This is a genomic window from Ruegeria sp. SCSIO 43209 (assembly GCF_019904295.1).
Lineage (GTDB): Bacteria > Pseudomonadota > Alphaproteobacteria > Rhodobacterales > Rhodobacteraceae > Ruegeria.
Genome location: NZ_CP065359.1, coordinates 2,611,488 through 2,631,245, shown reverse-complemented (window position 1 = coordinate 2,631,245; position 19,758 = coordinate 2,611,488). Strand labels below are relative to the sequence as shown.

Genomic DNA, 19,758 nt, shown 5'->3' with positions numbered 1-19,758 from the left:
ACATTGGCGCACGTCACTCAACCTACCAACTCAAACCTCCCAGCTGAAACCAGTCGCCTTTTTGGATACGTTCCATAGCTTCACCATGACATCCTTATCATATGCGTGTGGGTTCAATGTGCCTCTGCCGACCGGGCCAACCGCTTCCAATCGGCCCGTCGGCCCGTAAAGCGCGCGTTGTTCGGTCAAAGCCTCTTCGGTGGCGCACATGACTTCGGGATAGGACCCTTGCTCGGCCGTTTGAACCATCGGCGTCTTGGTCATGAGCCACCAGATGAAACGCATCGTCCGGCTGCCACTCGTGCTGATCAGGGATGTTGCCGATGAGCCGGGGTGACAGACATAGACCTCGACCTCGGTGCGCCCTGCGGCGGCGAGTCTGTCCTGCAATTCATAGGCAAACATCATTTGCGCCAGCTTGCTTTGTGAGTAGGCGGTATTCGGCCCGTAACCCTCTTCCCAGTTCATGTCGTTAAACTTGATCGTCTTCAGACCCATGTTGTAGCCAAGACTGGCGACAACAACGATCCGACCTTTCGAGGCTTCGATCCGTTCGAACAGCATCCCGCAAAGCAGGAAGTGACCGAAATGGTTGGTGCCGAGCTGACTTTCGAACCCATCCTCTGTCAGCTTACGGATAGGCACCTGCGCGATAGCAGCATTGCAGATGAGCGCATCGATCCGGGGAACGGAATTCAGAACCTCGTCCGCAGCTTCGCGTACACTTGCGAGCGAGGCCAGGTCCATGCGAATGAAGCTTACTTCCGCCTCGCTGCCGAACTCAGTTTTCAGATCCGCCACAGCTGCCTGAGACTTCTCAGCCGAGCGGTTCAACATCACGACCTTGGCGTTCTTCTTAAGAAGCATCCGCGCGGCCTGGAACCCGGCACCGGCATTGGCACCCGTGATGAGATAGGTCTTGCCGGAGAGGTCGCCGAGGCGCTCAGGCATCCAGCCTTTGGGTCCAAAGGTGGTATCGGGCATCTTTTGTCTCCTAACTGCGTCAGCGCAGGGATCGAGTGAAGAGTGTGTTAACTTGGAAATGCATATAACTCTCACCAAAGCACAGAAACAGGCGAGATCATCGCGAATACTTGCCCGATTACATCAAGGTAGTTGCCAGCATCGATCTGGAGCCATTACATCTCTGTTATGAGCAAGGATCAGATTAAACAAATCATCGCTAACCGAACCGAAACAGACGGCCTGACCGAGACAGGCATCAAGGGCGTGCGGCTATTTCGCGCCACGCAATCAATCCCCTGTGTTCCAGCCGTTTACGAGCCCTGCATCGTGGCCATTGTGAGTGGTGTGAAGGAAGCCGTTCTGGATGGCCGAAGATACGAATATGACAACAGTCAATACCTCTGCTGCCCAATGTCGATGCCGGTCAAGGCGGGGACGCCTTTGGCCTCGCATGACAACCCTCTCTACGGGGTTATGATCTCTCTTGAGCAACGCGCCATGGCCGAGTTGGCAATGGAGATGGAAAATGCCGGGGGCGTTCTGCCTTCGGTCAAAGGAGATCTGCGGGAGCCAGGAATTAGGTTTGCACGATGGGACGATGGATTCACTGAAGCTCTGCTGCGGCTACTGCAGCTCGGAAACAGCGAGACGGATACAGCAGTTCTTGGCGAGGCGCGATTACGTGAGGTGTTCTATGCGATCCTGAGGGGAGAAGCTGGCACCTTCGCCCGGCAGGCATTCGGTGCTGGCAACGCCATCGCACGTTCAATTGCACATGTGTCGTCACACTTGGATGCGCCGGTCTCGATTGACGATATGGCAAGCCGAGCGGGCATGAGCCGGGCCGTCTTCCATCGTAAATTCAAGCAAGTCACGACGATGGCACCAATCCAATTCGTTAAGTCGATGCGCCTCAACAACGCCGCCATGAAGATCGCGGGCGGGATGCCTGTGAACGAAGCCGCAATGGACGTTGGTTACGTCAGCCCGTCCCAGTTCAGTCGCGAGTTCAGGCGCATGTATGGGCAATCGCCGAGGCAATGGGGTAACGCACAGAAACTTCCGGTCAGTGTTGCTCAACGCTGACTTTCGAAGGGAAGGCAGACGTTGGCGCAGCTTCGGCGAAAGCTTCATTCGTCCCGTGAGGAGGCAGCCTTTCGAACTTGTTCCACAGAACGGCCATCACTCAACCAGAGATCGCTTGACATAAAACCGCTTCAGCAATGTTCGCGGTTTATTATGGCGCTGCAATTCGAGCGATGGTTGCAAAAATCGGTCAAACTGGGAACTCTGCTGGTTTCAGCGCCAAGCTTTATCGCAACTAACTTCATGGAGTCGCCTGGCGCTCTTTTTCTGGCCAGAATTCATCCACCACGACATATGCGATAATTACAAAGAAAGCGGCGCTGGCGACTTGCAATACTCGAGTGATGCTCTTGACGTCAGCCTCGTCTGAAAAGGGCGCAACCGAACCGCCATATACAATCAGAGCTGTTGTAATAGCGGAACCGGCGGCGGCGGCGAGCGGGACTTTTGACTTTCCAAGTGCTCCGAGTGTTAGGCAAAAGAAAAAACACAGCAGAATGGGGGTTAGAATAACCGGAGCTATTACGTTTATTTCATAGCATATGATGGAGACTGCCGCCCCAAGTAGATTTGCCGTCAGCATTGCTTTTGCAACTGCTTTGCCTGCAGCAGGCATTGCCGCAAGTTGCTGGCTCAGCAGGGCGACAAAAAACAGGACTAACAAAGCAGAAGCGCCGGAAATAAAGAACGCCATAGCAAAGGGCACTGTGACAAGAGACATCCTGACTATTCGGCGATGTGAGTCGAAGTCCGGCGATGCTGCAGCTTTCTTTTGAGGTGCCGTTTGAGGTGCAGCGGGTATCAACACGAACATCAGCGTCGATACGAAGCCAGCAAACAGCAGGTTCAACGGGATCCAATACACAAGCACCAAAGCCAGATCCTGTGATTGCAGCACCAAATTCGGAATCATCAACGCCCCCATGAGAGCGATGACACCCGGCAATACTCCGGCACCGGAAACTGACCAAATGAAAGACAGGATTATTCCAATGGCCACCAGAATGAGAAACACAAGTGGATAAGGTGAGAAGATTGACGACAAAAGGAACGAAATGAACATCAATCCAATCGAGAAGACAAACAGCTTACCAAATGCTGCCAAAGGTAGTGCCGCAGGTGCTTGAAGGAAAAGGGCAGTGAACACCGCCCCAACAACGGCAAGGGGCCACCCAAGAAATAGGCCCAATGCAAAGACACCCGTAACACCCAGCGCAAGCCGGGTGACAGAGCTTTGATCCTCAGTACGCATAGGAGAAGATTGAAACTACGCGGATGTAGGCGCGGCCTACGAGGTTCAGCAACGAGTTGTCGCTTAGATACATGATCACATCGGCCTGCCCGTTCAGTTGAAAGCGAAGATCGTCTTCGGCACTTCCAGCTTCATAGCCGGGTAAAACAATCCTGACCGGAAACCTTTCAGGCTCCCGCAAAAATCCCTTGGTGCTTGGCGGGCTCGCCAATTGCCCCGGCTCATCACCGCCACTCAAAGAAACAGCAGCACTAAAGCTCTCAATGACGCCCGGAACGATCTTACCTGGATGCATATCCAACACCACATCAACCGGAGACCCTATTGAAGCTCTTCCCAGATTGTTCTCGGTAAAATACGCCTCTATCCAGACGTCGGTTGCATCCAGAAACGTCAAAAGATCCTGACCGGATCGCGCATACGTTCCGGGGGCAATCAGCAGATTAGAAATGACACCTGTCGCCGGAGCACGCAGTTCGGTCCATTCAAGGTTCAATTCCGCATCCGCCAAGGCCGCCAGTGCGCGCTGGATTTTCGGGTTTTCAATCCCATCGTCACCAAGCCTTTGCTTCGCTTTTTCCAAATCAGCTTTTGCGTTCTCAAAGTTTGCCTCAGATTCTGCCAGTTGTCCTCGTGCATCATCGGCCTTTGAGACGGCAATCAACCCTTTCTTTTCGAGCGCAAATACACGTTCCGTCTGAATGCGCATCGTATCCAGATCGCTCTGCGCCCTTGCGAGTTTGGCTTGTGCCGCACTTACCTCTGCCGAAGACGCACCCACCTCTTGGGTTGCCGCTTCAAGATCAGCTTCCGCCCTTGAACGCTCGATTTCGTAGGGTCTGGAATCTATTCGAACCAGAACATCACCTGCCGAAACGACTTGGCCGTTTTCTACCAAAACTTCCGTTACCGTTCCAGTCACCTGAGGCACGATTTGGGTGGCCACAGCTTTTACTCTGGCGTTCCCGGTAAATGGCGTTTTTCGATCAGCGACCAGATACCAGACAAGAAAAATCAGAATGACAGCCAGGGTTGTCCATATCGTTTTCCTCATTTCGCCGCACCTTCAACCGTGCCCTCGGCTTCAGGTGAGGTATCAATCCAAACCTTGAACAGCTCATAGAAGACAGCAAAGAGTACCGGCCCCATAAAAACGCCGATCAACCCGTACGCCATCATACCTCCGAGAACACCGATGAGGATGACCAACATGGGAGTCTCAAGGCCTTTTGAGATGAACACGGGTCTTAGGAAACTGTCCATTATCATGACTGGAACGGCCAGTATGGTGAAGATCAAAGCAGTTCCGCCAGACATGGAGCTCCATGCGTAGATAATTACCGGTATAAGAACCAATCCGGGCCCGATTTGGATAATTGAGAGTATGAGGCAGACAAATGCCAGTGTGGCGGCCGAAGAAATCCCGAACAAAGCCAGCAGTATCCAAACGAAAACAGCCTGAATGGCTGCTACGCCAATCACGCCTTTTGTAACGTTCCGGATCGTTGCGCCTGCCAGTGTCACGAATTCACCGCCGCGTGGTGCAAAGACACGGTTGGCAAAGCGCTGAAGACCCTGGACCAAATTTGGCCCCGGGCTGAACAATGCCCCCATAATCAATACGGACAGAGCTAAGCCAAGAAGCCCGATACCAATGCCCAACACCTTTCCGAAGAGCGATTTGGTGATCTCAAGGATTTGCGCGCCGTATTTTGCAAGCGCGCCGTCAAGATTGCGCTCAAACATTCCCCAGACATCGGAGATTTTATTTCCAACCAACGGCAATTCCTTGAGGCCCTCGGGCGCAGGGGGGATTTTCAATTCACCCTTGTCTGCTTGTTCCGCGAATTCAGACCCTAGTTCTGCAGCACCAGACACCGCAGTTGCGACTGGCCCCAGGGTCAGAACAAGGCCCAACAGAACGATAATTGTTGTGGCAAGCTTCTTACGTCCTCCCAGCTTGGATTGCAGCCAATCAAATGCCGGGTAGAGCGCGACGCAGAGTATCGTTGCCCAGATAACCACACTTGCAAGCGGAGCCACCATGACCAGGGCGCTGTAGAGGAATAATCCGAGAAAGAGCAATCGTATCGCGAGGTCGACAATCTTCGCGTCCTGGGTCTTTTCCATTCCATCCCTCCACTATCTGTTTTCCAAACAATACACTCAAAAAACGTAATATGTATATTTTTTGAGTTTTCGGCGATCATCTATCAGTTTGAAGGTACGAGTGAATCCGAGGCACGGCTTCAGATGCGCGGTCGCACTGATACCTGCGCATGAACTCAAATTGCCTTAATTTGGGATAATCTATTTGTCCGTTTTTTCGTCGTCTTGGGACAAGATTGTATCTGCCACTGTGGTCGCCGCAGTCACGAAAACACCCAAGCCTACAATGATATACACCATTGTGAAGATTTTCCCCGCCGCAGTTTCAGGTGAGAAGTCACCGAACCCTACGGTCGAAATTGTCACTACGGAAAAGTAGATCGAGTCTAGCCAACTCCAACCTTCGACAAAGTGGTAGAAGACCGAGGCCCATAAAATAATTCCGACTGTGAAGGCAAGAAGGCCTTTCACTCTACCGTCCTTGAAAGCGACGCCTATCCCACGTGTTATTCTAGTTAGCGAATTCATTGTGTCCCCGTCGTTTGAAGAATTCACATATAACAGTAATTAGATGGATGTGGGAAATTGAAGCATTTTAACCGCGTCTAGTTTAATTGGGGCGTCCAGGCGCAGTCGTCAAAGCTAATGCAATGTGCTCGTTTATGAAACGTTAAACGCGTTTCAAGCCAGCTATTTTGAAACTGGATCAGCAGCACATCCTAAATTTAGTCCTTTAACCGTTTCTTGGCCGCCCGACCAATTCCGCAAGAGAAGTCGGCTAAATGGTCAAGGTCATTTAGGGTTCAGCAAAATAAGAAGCCACATATTCCATTAACATGATGCTTTAATGGTCTAGTCTGCCCAAGAAAGGAATCAGAACCTTAGGAGAAAAGCGTGCGGTTCATCACAAGAGGTGTAATGGTTTGTTGCGCTGTCGCGTTCGTCGCGGTTGTTGTGGCATGGCTTTTCCTGTCCTCTGCGTTGTTTTCTTCTTTCAGAACCACTTTTGTTGAAAACCTGATCTCGAAGAAACTTGGTCAGGACGTGTTAATAGAAGATGAAGTGCGTCTAGGCCTTGGTCGGCAACTGCAGGTATCCGCAGCGGGATTGGTACTACCCGGCGCGATCAAGACCAAAGCGAATCTGGCGGCAATCGACAAACTTGAGTTCAATATTTCTGCCCGCGACCTTTGGAACAGCAAATTGTCGCTGAGTGAGCTTTCTATCTCGGGTGTTCACCTCAACTTGATCACGGACAAAGACGGTGTCGGAAACTGGCAGTCCGCTTCCCAAACGGGCGCTAAAGCCGGGGATCCGGCCAAACCTGCAAACCTGTCTGTGGCTGGAATTCTAACGGACCAAAAAATTGACCTGACCGATGTTGCCGTTCTTTACCAGAACGATCTAAACGGGCTTGTGTTGGATCTGCAGCTTCCTGAGCTGTTTTTAAAGCGTGATACGGAAACCGACGTTGCGACCGCGGTTGGGGCTGGTTCACTAAATGGAGAGAAGTTTGATCTGAACGCGAGCATTCCCGCGGACGACCCGTTTCAGGTCGCAGTGAACTTCGAACAGATTGCGATTGCCGCCGAAGAAGTCCCTGAAGAGAACGGGCTACAAGTGAATACGACCATAGAGGTTGCCGAACTTGGTCAGCTTCTTGATATCCTGAAACTCAATCGCGTTCTGGAGGGTTCAGGAAGCATTGGTGCAACATTCAAATCAGTCGACGGCGTAGCCCGGATTGATGACCTGGCTGTATTGACTGAATTGGATGGTGGGCAAAGCCTTTCGCTGACGGGACAAATCGGAGAGTTGGGAAACCCAGAAGACGTATCCCTGACAACCCGCATTCGGTTGTACCCTGAAGATGCTGAACCCGCCCCAGCCGCGTCGCGGTATGATCTAAAACTAATAGCAGTTGACATGGTTATCGATAGCGTACCCGGGCAGGTCCCGCAGCGGCAAATGGTCATTGAAACCAACGGGTTCACATTGGATACCTCTGGTGAAGGGCCGCCCCCGATTAAGTTTTCCGAGCTTTCCAGAACACCCGAAGGCGCCTTGAGTGTTGGAAACATCAATTTGAGAATTGGGAACCCTGCTGATCCATTTATCATTTTGGACGGTTCGGTCGAAGACGCGTTGCAATTACAAGGCATATCGGCCGACGGGTTAATGGATATACCCGCAAGCAGCTTGATCTCACCAGAGCTTCTGGGACCGGATGATCAACTTGGTCGATTTTCTGGTAACTTTCATTTGAACGGCGACATCAATCAGCTTTCGCTGACAAATTTGGATGGCCAGACAAGCGAAACGGAACTTTGGAACCTTGAGGTGCATGGCTCTGTCAAAAATGTGCTCAAATTCGAGAACCTGGACTTGGCAATTCAAGTAGAAGTCCCCTCCGGAGCGGACCTGTTAGAAGCCCTATCGCTTGAACGGGTGGAAACTGGACAGGCTATCTTTGAAATTGGCCTTGCCAGCGAAGGAACCGATTGGGATGCGAATGCCAAAGTCAAGGTTGCCGACTCTGTCCTGCAAATTGTGGCCGATCTTGATGATGCAACGAGTGATCCTGTACTACAGGGTTCCATAGAGAGTGACTTGATAAAGATAGATCAGATCCGAACCATCGTTCAGGCCGCTGCACAATTGAGGAAAATTGGCGGTCCAGAGCCCGACGAGGAAGACGTCATTGAGGAATCTGGCGTCTCTAGTCCTCTAAGAGACGTAACACTTAAACCTATTGGGCGTTCAATTCTCTTGTCCGGTATGGATATGGATGTCGACGTTGATCTTCGGCACATAGAGGGCGCCAAAGGCATCAGCAGTCTGCGGAGTGGACTGACGCTCAACGAAAATGAACTCAAGGCCGGACCTTTGAATTTTGAATACGGAGGTGCTCATTTCGATGTCAGCGGACAAATGGATCTATCGAACGACGCGCATCTGCTCACGCTGACCGGCACAGCAGGCGGCTGGCAGCTGGATGAAATTCTTCACAACCTGAACTTCAAAAAGGGTGCAAGCGGTACCATCTATGCAGATTTTTCGGTGACCGGCGGAACCGATTCACCTAAGCATTTTGCCAACAGCATGAACGGCAATGCCACGGTCTCAATGCGTGACGGCTCGATCGAGACCCAGCTTTTGGATCTGGCAGGGCTAGGGATACTACCTTGGGTGTTTACCAAAGAGAAACAAAAGATTGCTCCGATCGTATGTTTGCGTGCACCGATTAGTATTTCAAATGGAAGTATTTCGACGAAACAAACCACATTGGAGACAGATCATGTCCAAGTCGTCGTCTTTGGCGGTGTTAATGTGGCGGGCAAGGTTTTGGACTTAAACCTGCAGCCCCGCAAGATTGGCGAACCTCTGTCGAAGAGCCCCTGGCCCGTGACCTTGAAAGGCCCACTAGCGAAGCCGAAGATCAAGGTAAAAGACGGTCCCAAGCGACTGAAACGATCGGATGGTGCGGACAAAATGCCGGCAAAAAGAAAACTCTGCGTTCCGGATATTTTACAACTGCAGTAGTGGCGAAGGCAGTCGACAAAAGAACACAAATAAAGTTCAAAAAGAATGACATCGCTTTCAGGATGCGATCTTTGCTTTGGGTTTTCTCTCGATGTATTCCACACTTTAGTTGAATGGAAACTCTCTTAGAGTTCAGCCGACATGATGGAAGGACTTTGAGACGCAAATGGAAAAACGTGTGCACTATTGAAATGGCAGCTAAAGTAAAATCAATCGCTTAGTTAAGCGTGAACGACACATAGTTCTGCCACCAGTGACAAAACCTTGCCATTTTCGCCTCACTTCTTTCATCAGGTATCCAATTCAACTTCATCTTTTGGGATTACTTCGGGCGGAATGCGGAAATTCGCAGCAGGTGAGAGGGATATCCGGCGAACTTAAGTAGCAAGCATTCAGGCTTAGGTGACTGTGCAGGCTATACTCTGACGAGTCGACCACTCAACCAGAGAACGCCTCACATAACTCCCACAGGACGCTCGTGTTTCGACGTTTTTAGTAAACAACCAATGGTTTTGTACCCCGCCAATGAAGGCTTCTTTTAGCGATGATGTCTTTTTTCCCAAGCCTTGTAGCCAAGCGTTCCTTTCGACCTATCTGATCATGGAAGATAGATTACTGGAGCTTAAAATGAATCGGCACCGGTAGACTGAGGGTTACGACGAAGCGATTAAAACACAATGCGCGCTTCGCCGTACACTGTAGTTACTTCAGATAAGTGTTGAGCCAATCAATGGTGCGGTACCAGGCTAGGTTTGCCATTTCCTCGTCATAACGAGGCGTGCTGTCGTTATGAAAACCATGGTTGGCATTATCGTAGATGTAGGCTTGGTAAACCTTTTCGTTGGATTGCAGGGCGGCTTCAAAATCCGGCCAACCTGCGTTGCTGCGCTCATCAAGCTCTCCCATCTGAATCTGCAACGGTGCCTGAATTTTGGCCACATCCTCAACTGCTGGCTGGCGACCATAGAATGGCACGCCCGCCGCCAATTTTGGGGAGGCCACGGCAATTGCGCTGACCACACCACTGCCATAGAAGAAACCCACAACTCATCCCGCCCTGGCTCTGAAACTTCACTAAGCCTTTGATAAAAATTGACACTTTGATCACTGGCGTAGATGCGGGCTGTCGCAGAAAGTTGAGCCGCATCCAACTCAAGTTGGTCATTCAACTAGACAAAAAAGTCTAGTTTCTCCGTATCATTCAGGGTGTGGTAGCGCCATAGGATCGTAGACGCGAGAGTGAAGCCTGAAACTTCACCTTCGGCAGACAATAGCGCTTCGCATAGTTCGGCAATGGACCGTTTGTCATCTTGGCCACGCCTATTTCAGTACGCTCCAGAAATTGGTTCAATAGATCACCCAGAAACCAATTCCGCTGCATTTCAGGGCTCCATCTGACTACTCAGGTATTCGCCTGTTCGACGATAGTGATCAACCAGGTGCCGAGTTGCGCTGTCCGCGTCGTGGTTCAGTGCGGCGTCCAAGATTTGCTGGTGCTCAGCGGCAATGTCCCGCTTCTTGTAGCTCGAACCGCCAGCCGCCAGATAGCGATAGCGAATGTTCAGGTCGTAAAGCTGCGAGCAATACCGCATAAGCAACGGCAGATTCGAATTGTCCAACAAGGCCATATGAAACTCCTTGTGAGCGTCTTCAAAGTCACGCGCGCCGTTCTGGCCGGCCTTTTTCATATGATGGTGACGCAAAACAAGCCGATCTTCCCAGGCCTCATCCGCGTTGGTGATAGAGGCGCGCAACGCGGTTTCCTCAAGGTTGCAGCGCAACAGAAGTATTTCTTCGAAATTACATTTGCTGACTGGTGCTGCGCGAAATCCGCGCTGATCAATCCGCTCGACCAACATGTCCGAAGTCAAAAGGCTAAGCGCTTCGCGAACCGGACTAGCGCCGGTGTCCAAAAGGCCCCGAAGCTGCTCGATCTTGAGTTTTTGTCCCGGAGGTAATTCTCCGGTCAATATCATGTCGCGCAGCCTTCGATACGCGCCATGCGTGGCAGATGTCTCTTTGCCCTCAGTATCAAGCATGGCGTCCATATCCGACCGTTCCTTTGTTCGCGGCAAAACTTTTGATTGCTCTTAACTGAGGGCACTCGTTCCAGTCGATAGGCCAACTGAAAGGCTCAGCGAGCCTTCGTTGATCATCCAGCGCCGAAGTTCAAATTCGCGCGCACCGCTTTGATGCATCGGATCGTCCTCGGCCAGTTTTCGGGCAGCCTCAAGACTGTCAGCACGATAGATAATCAGGCCCATTCCTTGCATGTGCTCACCAGTCTCATCAGAAATTGGCCCTGCAAAAGCCAGCTGTCCCGCGCGTTCAAGCTGTGCCTGATAGGCCAGGTGGTCAGGTAGCGACGCCTTTACATCTTCGGGTTTTTTGGCAGGCGTGCTGAGTACTACGTAGAGTTCCAAAGCAAGTGCACCACGGCTTTTTGCTTCTGATTTGTAGTTCGCCCAGGCAACCATTTGCGTCCTCCAAAAATATCGATATTATTTGACATATTGCAAAATAGTCGGCAAAAATCAAGTGAACTGACATGGATGGTGAAAATGAAATACCTGGTGGGAGAGACTTTGGATGGCACAGCGGTTTTTGCTGTAAACGGCGAAAATGCAGTGAATCTAACGGCTTTGCATCCTGCAATCGGTTCGGATTTGATGGGTTTGATAGCCAAGCCTGAACTGGCCGACTCACTTGCCCCCCAAATTGACGCGGCAGACAGTGTGCCCGTGTCTTCCATCACTCCGGCATTGCCCGTAGCCGCTCCCGGAACGATCATTTGCATGGGGTTGAACTACACGGACCACATCAAGGAAGGCGGGTATGATATCCCGGAGTATCCGACGCTGTTTATGCGTGGGAAGAATTCGATCATGGCGGCAGGGCAACCTATGGTGCGGCCTACCTGTTCCGAGAAACTCGACTACGAAGCCGAGCTTATGCTGATCGTTGGAAAACGCGGCCGTCATATCTCGGAAGAGGACGCATTGGATTATGTCTTCGGCTACACCGTGTTTAACGACGGGTCGCTGCGGGATTATCAGCGTAAAACCGTTCAATGGACGCCCGGCAAAAACTTCGATGACACAGGCGCGATCGGCCCTTTCACTGTAACGCCGGAAGACTTGCCGGAGGGAGCATCCGGCCTGAAAATCGAAAGCCGAGTGGGGGACGAAATCCTGCAAAGCTCGAACACCGCCAACATGATCTGGGGGGTTCGTCAGGTCATCGCCACGATCTCGGAATATACCACTCTCGAACCCGGTGATCTGATTGCGTTGGGTACGCCGCCGGGTGTTGGTCACGCCAAAAAGCCCAATCCACGTTGGTTGAAGCCGGGTGAAACCGTCGAGGTCGAGATTGAGGGCATCGGCATATGCGCCAGCCCCGTCATCGACGAAAAGGACGCCGAGACTAAGGTGGCCGCAGCATGAGCGCACCAACCGGGGCAGAGCTGGAGGCACTTCGCGCAAAGGCGCAGCAAGATCATCGCGATCTGCGCGAGCGCATTCCACGTCTTTCAGACGACGCAATTGCTCTGATCCTCCGCGAATCCAGATCTCATTACGCCTGGACCGACAAGGCTGTTTCTAACGAATTGCTTGAAGAGATCTATGACATCACGATCAACGGCGCGACCAGCATGAACACGCTGCCCGCCCGCTTCGTTTTCGTTAAAAGTGCGGAAGGAAAAGAGCGCCTAGCTAAGTCGTTAAAGCCGAAGAACGTGCCAAAGATGATGGATGCGCCGGTCACTGCGATCATTGCTTATGACATGGACTTCTGGAAGGAATTACCTTTTCTTTTCCCGCACGAAGATCGACGGCCACTTTTCGAAAATAATCCCGAATATGTAGCCGATACAGCGTTTCGCAATGGAACGCTTCAGGGCGCTTACTTCATGATCGCCGCGCGTGCGGTTGGGTTGGACGTCGGCGCCATGTCTGGCTTTTCAAACAAGATCGTCGACGAGGAATTCTTCGCGGGTACGACGCTCAAGTCTAACTTTCTTTGCAATCTGGGCTACGCAGACGAAACAGGATTGTTTCACAAGCTGCCTCGCTTCTCATTCGAAAAGGTTTGCTCTTATGCATGAGGAGGTGACGCTGTGGCGATGAAAGTCAAACCTGTCGTAACCTACCGTACGACAGCTCAATGCCCGACACACGCGCGAACCGAGATCCCAATTCGCGATCTGGACGTGATTATCGACGAGCCCGTGGAACGAGGCGGAACAAATCTTGGCCCGTCTCCGACCGAAACCGCAATGGCAGCCCTGATCGCCTGTACGAATGTCATCGGGCACAAGAACGCACATCGGTTGGGAGTTGACCTCGGCACTGTGACAATCGACGCGAAATGCAGGCTGGATCGGCGCGGTGTCCTGATGGAAGAGGAGATCGATGTTCCGTTTCCCGAAATCGAACTCACTGTGAAGTGCGATACGCCCGCCAGTCAGGAGGATCTGACACGCGTGGGCGAGGAGACAGCCAAGTATTGCGCCATCGCAAAACTGTTTCAAGCGGCAGGCACGGACCTGACCGTCAACTGGGTCAAAACCAACCAATAAAAATCGACAGGACCCGACTTTCTGGGAGGAGAGAAATGAAAAACTGGACTAAACGCAGCCTAATGGGATTTGCTCTGGCAGGCACCATGGCGTTGCCTCTTGCAGCAGAAGAGACCATTTCCGCCGTCGTGATTGATGGCTATCCCGATCGGGCCTTGTGGGTGAAAGAATTCACCAACTTCTTCATTCCAGAAGTGGACAAGCGGCTGGCCGACTCCGGCAACTACAAGATGAACTGGCAAGAGAACTATGGCGGTTCGATCGTAAAGCCGAAGGGCGTGCTGGAAGGGATCCAGCTTGGCCTTGGCGACATCGGCATTGTCACAACTATCTTCCATTCGTCCAAGTTGCCCAGTCAGGGGATATCGGGGTCGACCCCCTTCGTGTCATCGGACTCTCGCGCGGTAGCCAAAGCCGTGGATGAGATCGCGCGCGAATACCCAGCGATGCAAAATGAGTTCGCTGCGCAGAACCAAGTCTATCTGGCGACCGGTGTAGTGCTCGATACTTATCAGGTTTTTTGTAAAGAGCCGGTCTCGGCTGTTTCTGATCTGGAAGGCCGAAAAGTGGCAGGGGCGGGACTGAACCTCCGATATCTCGAAGGTATCAAAGATGCAGCGGGGGTTCGCGGTGGCCTGACCGATTTCTACAATATGCTGCAAACCGGCCTTGTTGATTGTGCGATGCTGTGGCCTGAAGCCGCCAAGACCTTCAAGATCGCCGAAGTAGCTCCTTACATGCTCAAAGCTGACTTGGGTGCCGTGAACTCCAAGACGATCACAGTGAATTCTGACTATTGGGCAAAGTTGCCGGATGAAGTCAAAGGCGTTCTGCAGGCCGTCGCAATTGACTACCGTGATCATGTGGCTGGCATCGCTATGGACCGGGCTGCGGCCTCAAGGGACGCATACACCGAAGCCGGCGGGACGATTGTCGAAGTTTCGGACGAAGACCGAGCGGCCTGGGCCAACGCAATGCCAAATGTAGCACAGGAATGGGCAGCCACACTGAATGAGAACGGTGAACAAGGCGACGCGATACTGGCCGCTTATCTCGGCAAGCTGCAGGACGCCGGTTTTACCGGAGTGCGTGACTGGACAGCCGAGTAACAGTCTGGCGATCCACGAAAGGGGCCTTTCATGCTGAAGACCGCAGTTGCTGGCTTGTCGCGGGTCGCCAATTCGCTTGCTATCGCCGCCAACGCATTGGGTACGCTTGTCGTCCTTGCGTTGGTGGTCATTCTGAATGTCGACGTCATTGCGCGCGGTCTGTTTTCGGCACCTCTGCGTGGCACCTATGAAATGGTGCAATTTTCGGTCGTGATGATCGTTTTTTTGCAGCTGGCCGACGTAGTCAGAGTGGATCGGCTGACGCGCTCGGACGGGTTTCTGAACCTGCTACACCACCGCCGTCCTGGGCTAACGGCCAACCTGAGGCGCATTATCAATGCCATCTCCGCAATCTTCATGGGTCTGATTGCTTATGTAACCTTTCCCGAGTTCCTGCATATGTGGGAGACACAGGACTACTTCGGAGTTCCGGGTCTTTTCACTCTGCCATGGTGGCCGGTCAAACTGGTCATCGCGTGCGGTACTGCGCTTGCCTGCGTGATCTTCCTGCTCAAGGTTGTCACGGCGCAGGACCGCCCGCATCTAATTCGTGCACCTGAACATGACGAGGCCGCAGAATGACGCCGATTGAGATTGGCCTGATCTCGGTCGTTGCCATCGTCTTTCTGATTTACGCAGGCGTTTACATTCCGATCGCATTGGGCGTTGTCTCGTTCGTGTCGATCTGGCTGATGCGGGACAATTTCACGCTGGCGCTCAACCTGCTGAAAGTGGCAGTCGGCGACAGCGCGATGGAATACAGCTTTGCAACCATCCCATTGTTTACTTTCATGGGGCTCATTGTCTCAAAAGCCGGGTTGGGCAGGGACATCTACGAAGTCATGACCATGCGATTTCGCAAGGTCAAAGGCGGTATCGGTATGGCAACCGTTGGAGCCAACGCCGTCTTTGCCGCAGTGACTGGGTCGTCAATAGCCTCCGCATCCGTGTTCACCAAGGTCTCGGTCCCGCAGATGATGGCGCAGGCTTATAACCCACGGTTTGCTGTTGGCGTGGTCGCCGGGTCTTCGGTTTTGGGGATGATCATCCCGCCCTCGGCGATGCTGATCATCTATTCCTTTGTCGCCGAGCAATCTGTAGGGGACATGTTCCTTGCGGGGGTTATTCCGGGGATCATGCTGGCGATCGCTTATGTAGGCGCGATTTGGGTTATGGGTCGTTTCACCCCAGCATTCGTCGGTGGCCGCGTTGTCGAAGACACCGAGTGGATGTCAGGGCGCGAGATAGCCTCCAAAACACTGCCGACACTGTTCATCATTACCATCGTCCTTGGTGGTATCTACACAGGTTGGTTGACTGCCGTAGAAGCAGGGGCCGCCGGAGCTCTCGTTGCGCTAATCATCGCGGTTGCCCGTAAGTCGATGTCTCCACGCGCATTCTGGGACGCGTTGCTGGAAACCGGTCACATCACAGCCGCGATCCTGTTCCTGATCACGGCCGCTTCAATCTACAGCCGCATGCTGGGGCTGGCCGGGCTGCCCAATCAACTACAGGATCTGCTTGCGGGGAATTCCGCATCTTTCTGGTCGATCATGCTGCTCTATGTTCTGTTGATGCTATTTCTGGGAACATTGCTCGACACCGCGTCGATCATTCTGATTGTGGTACCGCTGTTCCTGCCCATGGCCGAAGCGCTTGATATGTCGCTGATCTGGTTTGGCATTATCACCGTGGTCGGGGCTGAGATCGGTCTTTTGACACCACCTTTGGGTATATCCTGCTTCGTTATCAAATCCACGATTAACGATGACCGCATATCACTTAAGGACGTGTTCATGGGCGCACTTCCCTTTGCGTTCGTGATGCTGATCGTTCTGTTCATTCTGATCGAGTTCCCGATCCTCAGCCTTGCCCTGATTTAAGGAGGACAAGATGCGCTCTGTCACCAAAGACAATATCACCGACGTCTTCATGGGGTACCTGTCAAAAGATACTGATCCACGGATGCGTGAAATCATGGGCTCCCTAGTCAAACACCTCCACGACTTTGCGCGGGAAACCAACCTGACGCATGACGAGTGGCGGGCCGGGATTGCGTTTCTGGAAGGCTGCGCTGCGGTGGAAACCGAGGATAGGCATGAATTCGTGCTAGCCTCGGACGTGTTGGGCCTGTCGTCATTGGTTGATATGCTGCATTCCAGTGCCGATGCGACCAGTTCGTCCGTTTTAGGTCCATTTCACGTCTCGGGCGCCCCCCCGCTGCCAATCGGTGGCGATATGAAGCGTCACTACGGCGGGCCGGTTCTACTTGCAGAGGGCGTGATCCGCGATACCGAAGGTCATCCGATTGCCGGGGCAGAACTGGATATCTGGCAAACGGCACCCAACGGCCTCTACGCCAGTCAGGATGAAGAACAGGACACCTATTCTTTCCACGGGCTGATGTCAGTTGGCGATGATGGCAGATATGCGTTCACCACAGTTAAGCCAGTTGAATACACCGTGCCGTCTGACGGGCCAGTCGGTGATATTCTGCGCGCTTGTGGTCGCCATCCATGGAGGCCCTCACACTTGCACTTTATCGTCAAAGCCCCCGGGTATCGCTCACTCGTGACGGAGATTTTTCCGGACAATGATCCCTATTTAGATCAGGATACTGTCTTTGGCGTTCGGGACGATCTGGTAATGACATATGTTGAACGACCTGCATCAGAATTTCCCGATGGCATGGAGCTTTCTGGTAAGATTGCCGAACCTTTCTTGCACGTGAATTTCGACGTGACGCTTGCCAGGGTCTGAATGATATTGAGGAGGCTTGCGGTGCTGAAACATATCTCCATTTTAAGTGCAGCGTTATTTTGCAGTACCGCCGTCGCAGAACAGCGACCGATCTTTGACGCACATATTCACTACAGCCACGATGCAGTCAAACTGGTTCCGCCTGAACAGGTGGCCGAAATCCTTCGAGATGCAGGCGTGCGTAAAGCGCTGATTTCCAGCTCGGATGACAATGGCACTCAGCTATTGTTGGCCGTGGCACCGGACATCGTTGTTCCGGCGCTTCGCCCTTATCGTCGTCGCGGTGAGATCAACACCTGGATGCACGATGAAACTGTAATCGAGTATCTGGAAACAAACCTGGCAAAAAACAACTACGAGGCCATCGGCGAGTTTCACGCTTACGGAGATGACATCAAGACGCCGGTCATCCAGCGTATGATTGCACTGGCGAAAGAGCGGAACCTAATCCTGCACCACCATGGTGATCGCGAGGCCGTTGACTTGATCTTCGAAACATGGCCGGAAGCTCGGGTATTGTGGGCCCATTCTGGGTTTGACGATCCAGCCAGTGTGGTCGATGCGCTAGACATCTATCCCGGGCTATGGGCCGATCTGGCATTTCGTTCGGACATGGTTTCGCGAGGCCGTGTCGACCCGGATTGGAGGGCTGCGTTCCAAGCCCATCCCGATAGGTTCATGGTCGGTACGGATACGTTCGCACCTGAACGTTGGTACTACGTAGGCCCTCATGCCGATTTTTCGCGTGAATGGTTGGATTTGCTGCCGGACCAGATCGCAGACAACATTGCCTATGCTAACGCAGAACGTTTGCTGGCATCAGAATGACCCACTGCGCTGCTTGGTTTCTTATATGGTCCAGCGCGGCGGTTGCTTGTGAAGCGACGGGGCAACGCATGAATTCGGAAGTACAAAACGCACCCAAGGTTTATCTGACGGTTGACGAAATTCCGTTGGCCCAACCGTTTTCGGTGTTGGTTTCAGTTTGTAGTGAAACTGCTGTGGGCCAAATGCGTGTGGATGCAATCATGCCCGCTCATCAACATGGTATGAACTATACTCCCAAGGTTACCGCATTGGACGGCGGAGTGTTCCGAATTGATGATATGTTGTTTCACATGCCGGGTTTGTGGGAGCTGCAAATCGATGTCGACGTCAGTGGCCAATCGGTGTTCTACACGTCAGAAATTGCGCTGAAATGAAGCTGTGGATGACAGCTGCGCTAATTTTTCTGACCGGGGCAGTACGTGCAGATGTCTTGTTGACCGAAGACGAAATTGAACAAACGTTGTCCTTTGGGCCGTGGCCACCATCCTTCCAGTCGGATCCAAGCAATAGATTTTCCAAAGACGCCACGGCAATCAAGCTCGGACAGGCTTTATTCAACGATCCGGTGTTGTCAGTCGATGGTGCATTTTCTTGTGCAAGTTGTCATGATCCTGATCAGGCATTTACGACGCCGGAGGCGCGGGCACTCGGTCGTGATTTGTTAAATCGAAACACACCATCACTGCGAAACCTTGCCGGGCTGCGCTGGTATGGTTGGGGCGGCAAAAGCGATAATCTTTGGGCAGCCAGCCTGCATCCGATCATCGAAGAACAAGAGATGGCGCATAGTGCCGAAAGCCTAAAGATAGCTATCTCTGAAAGTACCTACATTGATGATTTTGAAGCCATATTTGGTCACCTCCAGGATCAAAGCCCTGAACTTTTTCTGGTGAATACTGCAAAAGCTCTTTCTTCTTACTTGGAGACCTTAGCCACCGACCGGACGATATTTGACGATTTTCGCGATGCTTTGGAGCGCCGAGATATTGCAGCGGCTAAGGAATACCCCGAAGCAGCTCAGCGAGGTCTTCAGCTCTTTTTAGGGCGCGGGAAATGCGTATTTTGCCACAACGGTCCGAGGTTTTCCAACAACGAGTTCCATGACGCTGGTGTGCCATATTTTCTGAATGAAACCGAGGTTGACCAAGGTCGGTTCGGAGGATTGAACATTTTACTCTCAAGCCCCTACACACTGGACGGCAATTGGAACGACGATCCGGAAAAGAAAGGTGCCTGGGCCGTGCGAAATGTACGCAGGAGCCATTCTGATTTTGGAACCTTTCGGACGCCCAGCCTGCGGGGAGTGGCTGAAACTGCTCCTTACATGCATAACGGCAGCTTAGATGATCTGAAGTCTGTGATACGGCATTACAGCAAAATTGATACTGAAAGGCTGCACGCCGACGGTGAAGCCATTCTTTCGGAATTGAATTTATCTGAGCAGGAGATTGCAGACTTAGTTGCGTTTTTGGTCACGCTCTCCAAGGATTCTTAATAAAGCACTGGTGTAAAGGGCTTGGGAA

General features: G+C 52.4%; 21 protein-coding genes. 12 read left to right on the top strand and 9 right to left on the bottom strand.

Features of this window, described 5'->3' with window-relative positions; all coding sequences use genetic code 11:
* Window positions 1-30: 30 nt before the first annotated feature.
* Complete coding sequence (locus I5192_RS13210) at window positions 31-984, bottom strand: SDR family oxidoreductase (RefSeq protein WP_223117026.1); 954 nt, start codon at window positions 982-984, stop codon at window positions 31-33.
* 168 nt (window positions 985-1,152) lie between these two features.
* Between I5192_RS13210 and I5192_RS13205 the strand changes: the two genes are divergently transcribed.
* Window positions 1,153-2,052, top strand: a complete 900-nt coding sequence (locus tag I5192_RS13205; RefSeq protein ID WP_223117025.1) for an AraC family transcriptional regulator — start codon at window positions 1,153-1,155, stop codon at window positions 2,050-2,052.
* Window positions 2,053-2,293: 241 nt separating this feature from the next.
* Here I5192_RS13205 and I5192_RS13200 read toward each other — a convergent pair whose 3' ends face one another.
* From I5192_RS13200 to I5192_RS13185, 4 genes are all read right to left on the bottom strand, one after another.
* On the bottom strand, window positions 2,294-3,304 hold the full coding sequence (locus I5192_RS13200) for a DUF2955 domain-containing protein (RefSeq protein WP_170424669.1): 1,011 nt from the start codon (window positions 3,302-3,304) through the stop codon (window positions 2,294-2,296).
* On the bottom strand, window positions 3,294-4,358 hold the full coding sequence (locus I5192_RS13195; RefSeq protein WP_223117024.1) for an HlyD family secretion protein: 1,065 nt from the start codon (window positions 4,356-4,358) through the stop codon (window positions 3,294-3,296). The genes I5192_RS13200 and I5192_RS13195 overlap by 11 nt, the downstream gene beginning before the upstream one ends.
* Window positions 4,355-5,434: an AI-2E family transporter gene (locus I5192_RS13190; protein WP_170403697.1), complete on the bottom strand. Its 1,080-nt coding sequence runs from the start codon at window positions 5,432-5,434 to the stop codon at window positions 4,355-4,357. The genes I5192_RS13195 and I5192_RS13190 overlap by 4 nt, the downstream gene beginning before the upstream one ends.
* A 180-nt stretch (window positions 5,435-5,614) precedes the next feature.
* The gene (locus tag I5192_RS13185; RefSeq protein WP_255611859.1) at window positions 5,615-5,884 is read right to left on the bottom strand and encodes a potassium channel family protein; all 270 of its coding nucleotides are present in this window, start codon (window positions 5,882-5,884) and stop codon (window positions 5,615-5,617) included.
* Window positions 5,885-6,307: 423 nt separating this feature from the next.
* Between I5192_RS13185 and I5192_RS13180 the strand changes: the two genes are divergently transcribed.
* Window positions 6,308-8,956 (top strand): AsmA family protein, encoded by a 2,649-nt coding sequence (locus I5192_RS13180; RefSeq protein WP_223117022.1) that lies wholly within the window; start codon window positions 6,308-6,310, stop codon window positions 8,954-8,956.
* Between the two features lie 702 nt (window positions 8,957-9,658).
* Here the strand turns inward: I5192_RS13180 and I5192_RS13175 are convergent.
* The 4 genes from I5192_RS13175 to I5192_RS13160 all read right to left on the bottom strand — a co-directional run bounded on the left by I5192_RS13175 (window position 9,659) and on the right by I5192_RS13160 (window position 11,433).
* Window positions 9,659-10,000, bottom strand: coding sequence for a dienelactone hydrolase family protein (locus tag I5192_RS13175; protein WP_370644314.1), 342 nt, complete (start codon window positions 9,998-10,000; stop codon window positions 9,659-9,661).
* A 157-nt stretch (window positions 10,001-10,157) separates the two neighbouring features.
* Window positions 10,158-10,337, bottom strand: a complete 180-nt coding sequence (locus I5192_RS13170; protein WP_223117021.1) for a hypothetical protein — start codon at window positions 10,335-10,337, stop codon at window positions 10,158-10,160.
* Between the two features lies 1 nt (window position 10,338).
* A complete protein-coding gene (locus tag I5192_RS13165) occupies window positions 10,339-10,995 on the bottom strand; it encodes a GntR family transcriptional regulator (protein ID WP_255611858.1) in 657 nt (218 codons plus the stop codon).
* A gap of 51 nt (window positions 10,996-11,046) precedes the next feature.
* Window positions 11,047-11,433, bottom strand: coding sequence for a YciI family protein (locus I5192_RS13160; RefSeq protein WP_223117020.1), 387 nt, complete (start codon window positions 11,431-11,433; stop codon window positions 11,047-11,049).
* 84 nt (window positions 11,434-11,517) lie between these two features.
* Between I5192_RS13160 and I5192_RS13155 the strand changes: the two genes are divergently transcribed.
* From I5192_RS13155 to I5192_RS13110, 10 genes are all read left to right on the top strand, one after another.
* Window positions 11,518-12,402, top strand: coding sequence for a fumarylacetoacetate hydrolase family protein (locus I5192_RS13155; RefSeq protein ID WP_223117019.1), 885 nt, complete (start codon window positions 11,518-11,520; stop codon window positions 12,400-12,402).
* Window positions 12,399-13,064 (top strand): malonic semialdehyde reductase, encoded by a 666-nt coding sequence (locus tag I5192_RS13150; RefSeq protein WP_170733676.1) that lies wholly within the window; start codon window positions 12,399-12,401, stop codon window positions 13,062-13,064. The genes I5192_RS13155 and I5192_RS13150 overlap by 4 nt, the downstream gene beginning before the upstream one ends.
* An 18-nt stretch (window positions 13,065-13,082) precedes the next feature.
* The gene (locus I5192_RS13145) at window positions 13,083-13,538 is read left to right on the top strand and encodes an OsmC family protein (RefSeq protein WP_170513201.1); all 456 of its coding nucleotides are present in this window, start codon (window positions 13,083-13,085) and stop codon (window positions 13,536-13,538) included.
* A 35-nt stretch (window positions 13,539-13,573) separates the two neighbouring features.
* Window positions 13,574-14,647 (top strand): C4-dicarboxylate TRAP transporter substrate-binding protein, encoded by a 1,074-nt coding sequence (locus I5192_RS13140; RefSeq protein WP_170511719.1) that lies wholly within the window; start codon window positions 13,574-13,576, stop codon window positions 14,645-14,647.
* Between the two features lie 30 nt (window positions 14,648-14,677).
* On the top strand, window positions 14,678-15,229 hold the full coding sequence (locus I5192_RS13135) for a TRAP transporter small permease subunit (protein ID WP_170392797.1): 552 nt from the start codon (window positions 14,678-14,680) through the stop codon (window positions 15,227-15,229).
* Complete coding sequence (locus I5192_RS13130) at window positions 15,226-16,530, top strand: TRAP transporter large permease (RefSeq protein WP_170403583.1); 1,305 nt, start codon at window positions 15,226-15,228, stop codon at window positions 16,528-16,530. The genes I5192_RS13135 and I5192_RS13130 overlap by 4 nt, the downstream gene beginning before the upstream one ends.
* A gap of 10 nt (window positions 16,531-16,540) precedes the next feature.
* Complete coding sequence (locus I5192_RS13125; RefSeq protein ID WP_170597623.1) at window positions 16,541-17,407, top strand: dioxygenase; 867 nt, start codon at window positions 16,541-16,543, stop codon at window positions 17,405-17,407.
* 21 nt (window positions 17,408-17,428) lie between these two features.
* Entirely contained in the window at window positions 17,429-18,235 is an 807-nt protein-coding gene (locus I5192_RS13120) for an amidohydrolase family protein (RefSeq protein ID WP_170513215.1), read from the top strand.
* A gap of 68 nt (window positions 18,236-18,303) precedes the next feature.
* Window positions 18,304-18,609 carry a hypothetical protein gene (locus tag I5192_RS13115; RefSeq protein WP_170392793.1) on the top strand — a complete coding sequence of 102 codons (306 nt, stop codon included), beginning with the start codon at window positions 18,304-18,306 and terminating at the stop codon, window positions 18,607-18,609.
* Window positions 18,606-19,730: a cytochrome-c peroxidase gene (locus I5192_RS13110; RefSeq protein WP_223117018.1), complete on the top strand. Its 1,125-nt coding sequence runs from the start codon at window positions 18,606-18,608 to the stop codon at window positions 19,728-19,730. Before I5192_RS13115 ends, I5192_RS13110 begins: the two co-directional genes overlap by 4 nt.
* Window positions 19,731-19,758: the final 28 nt, after the last annotated feature.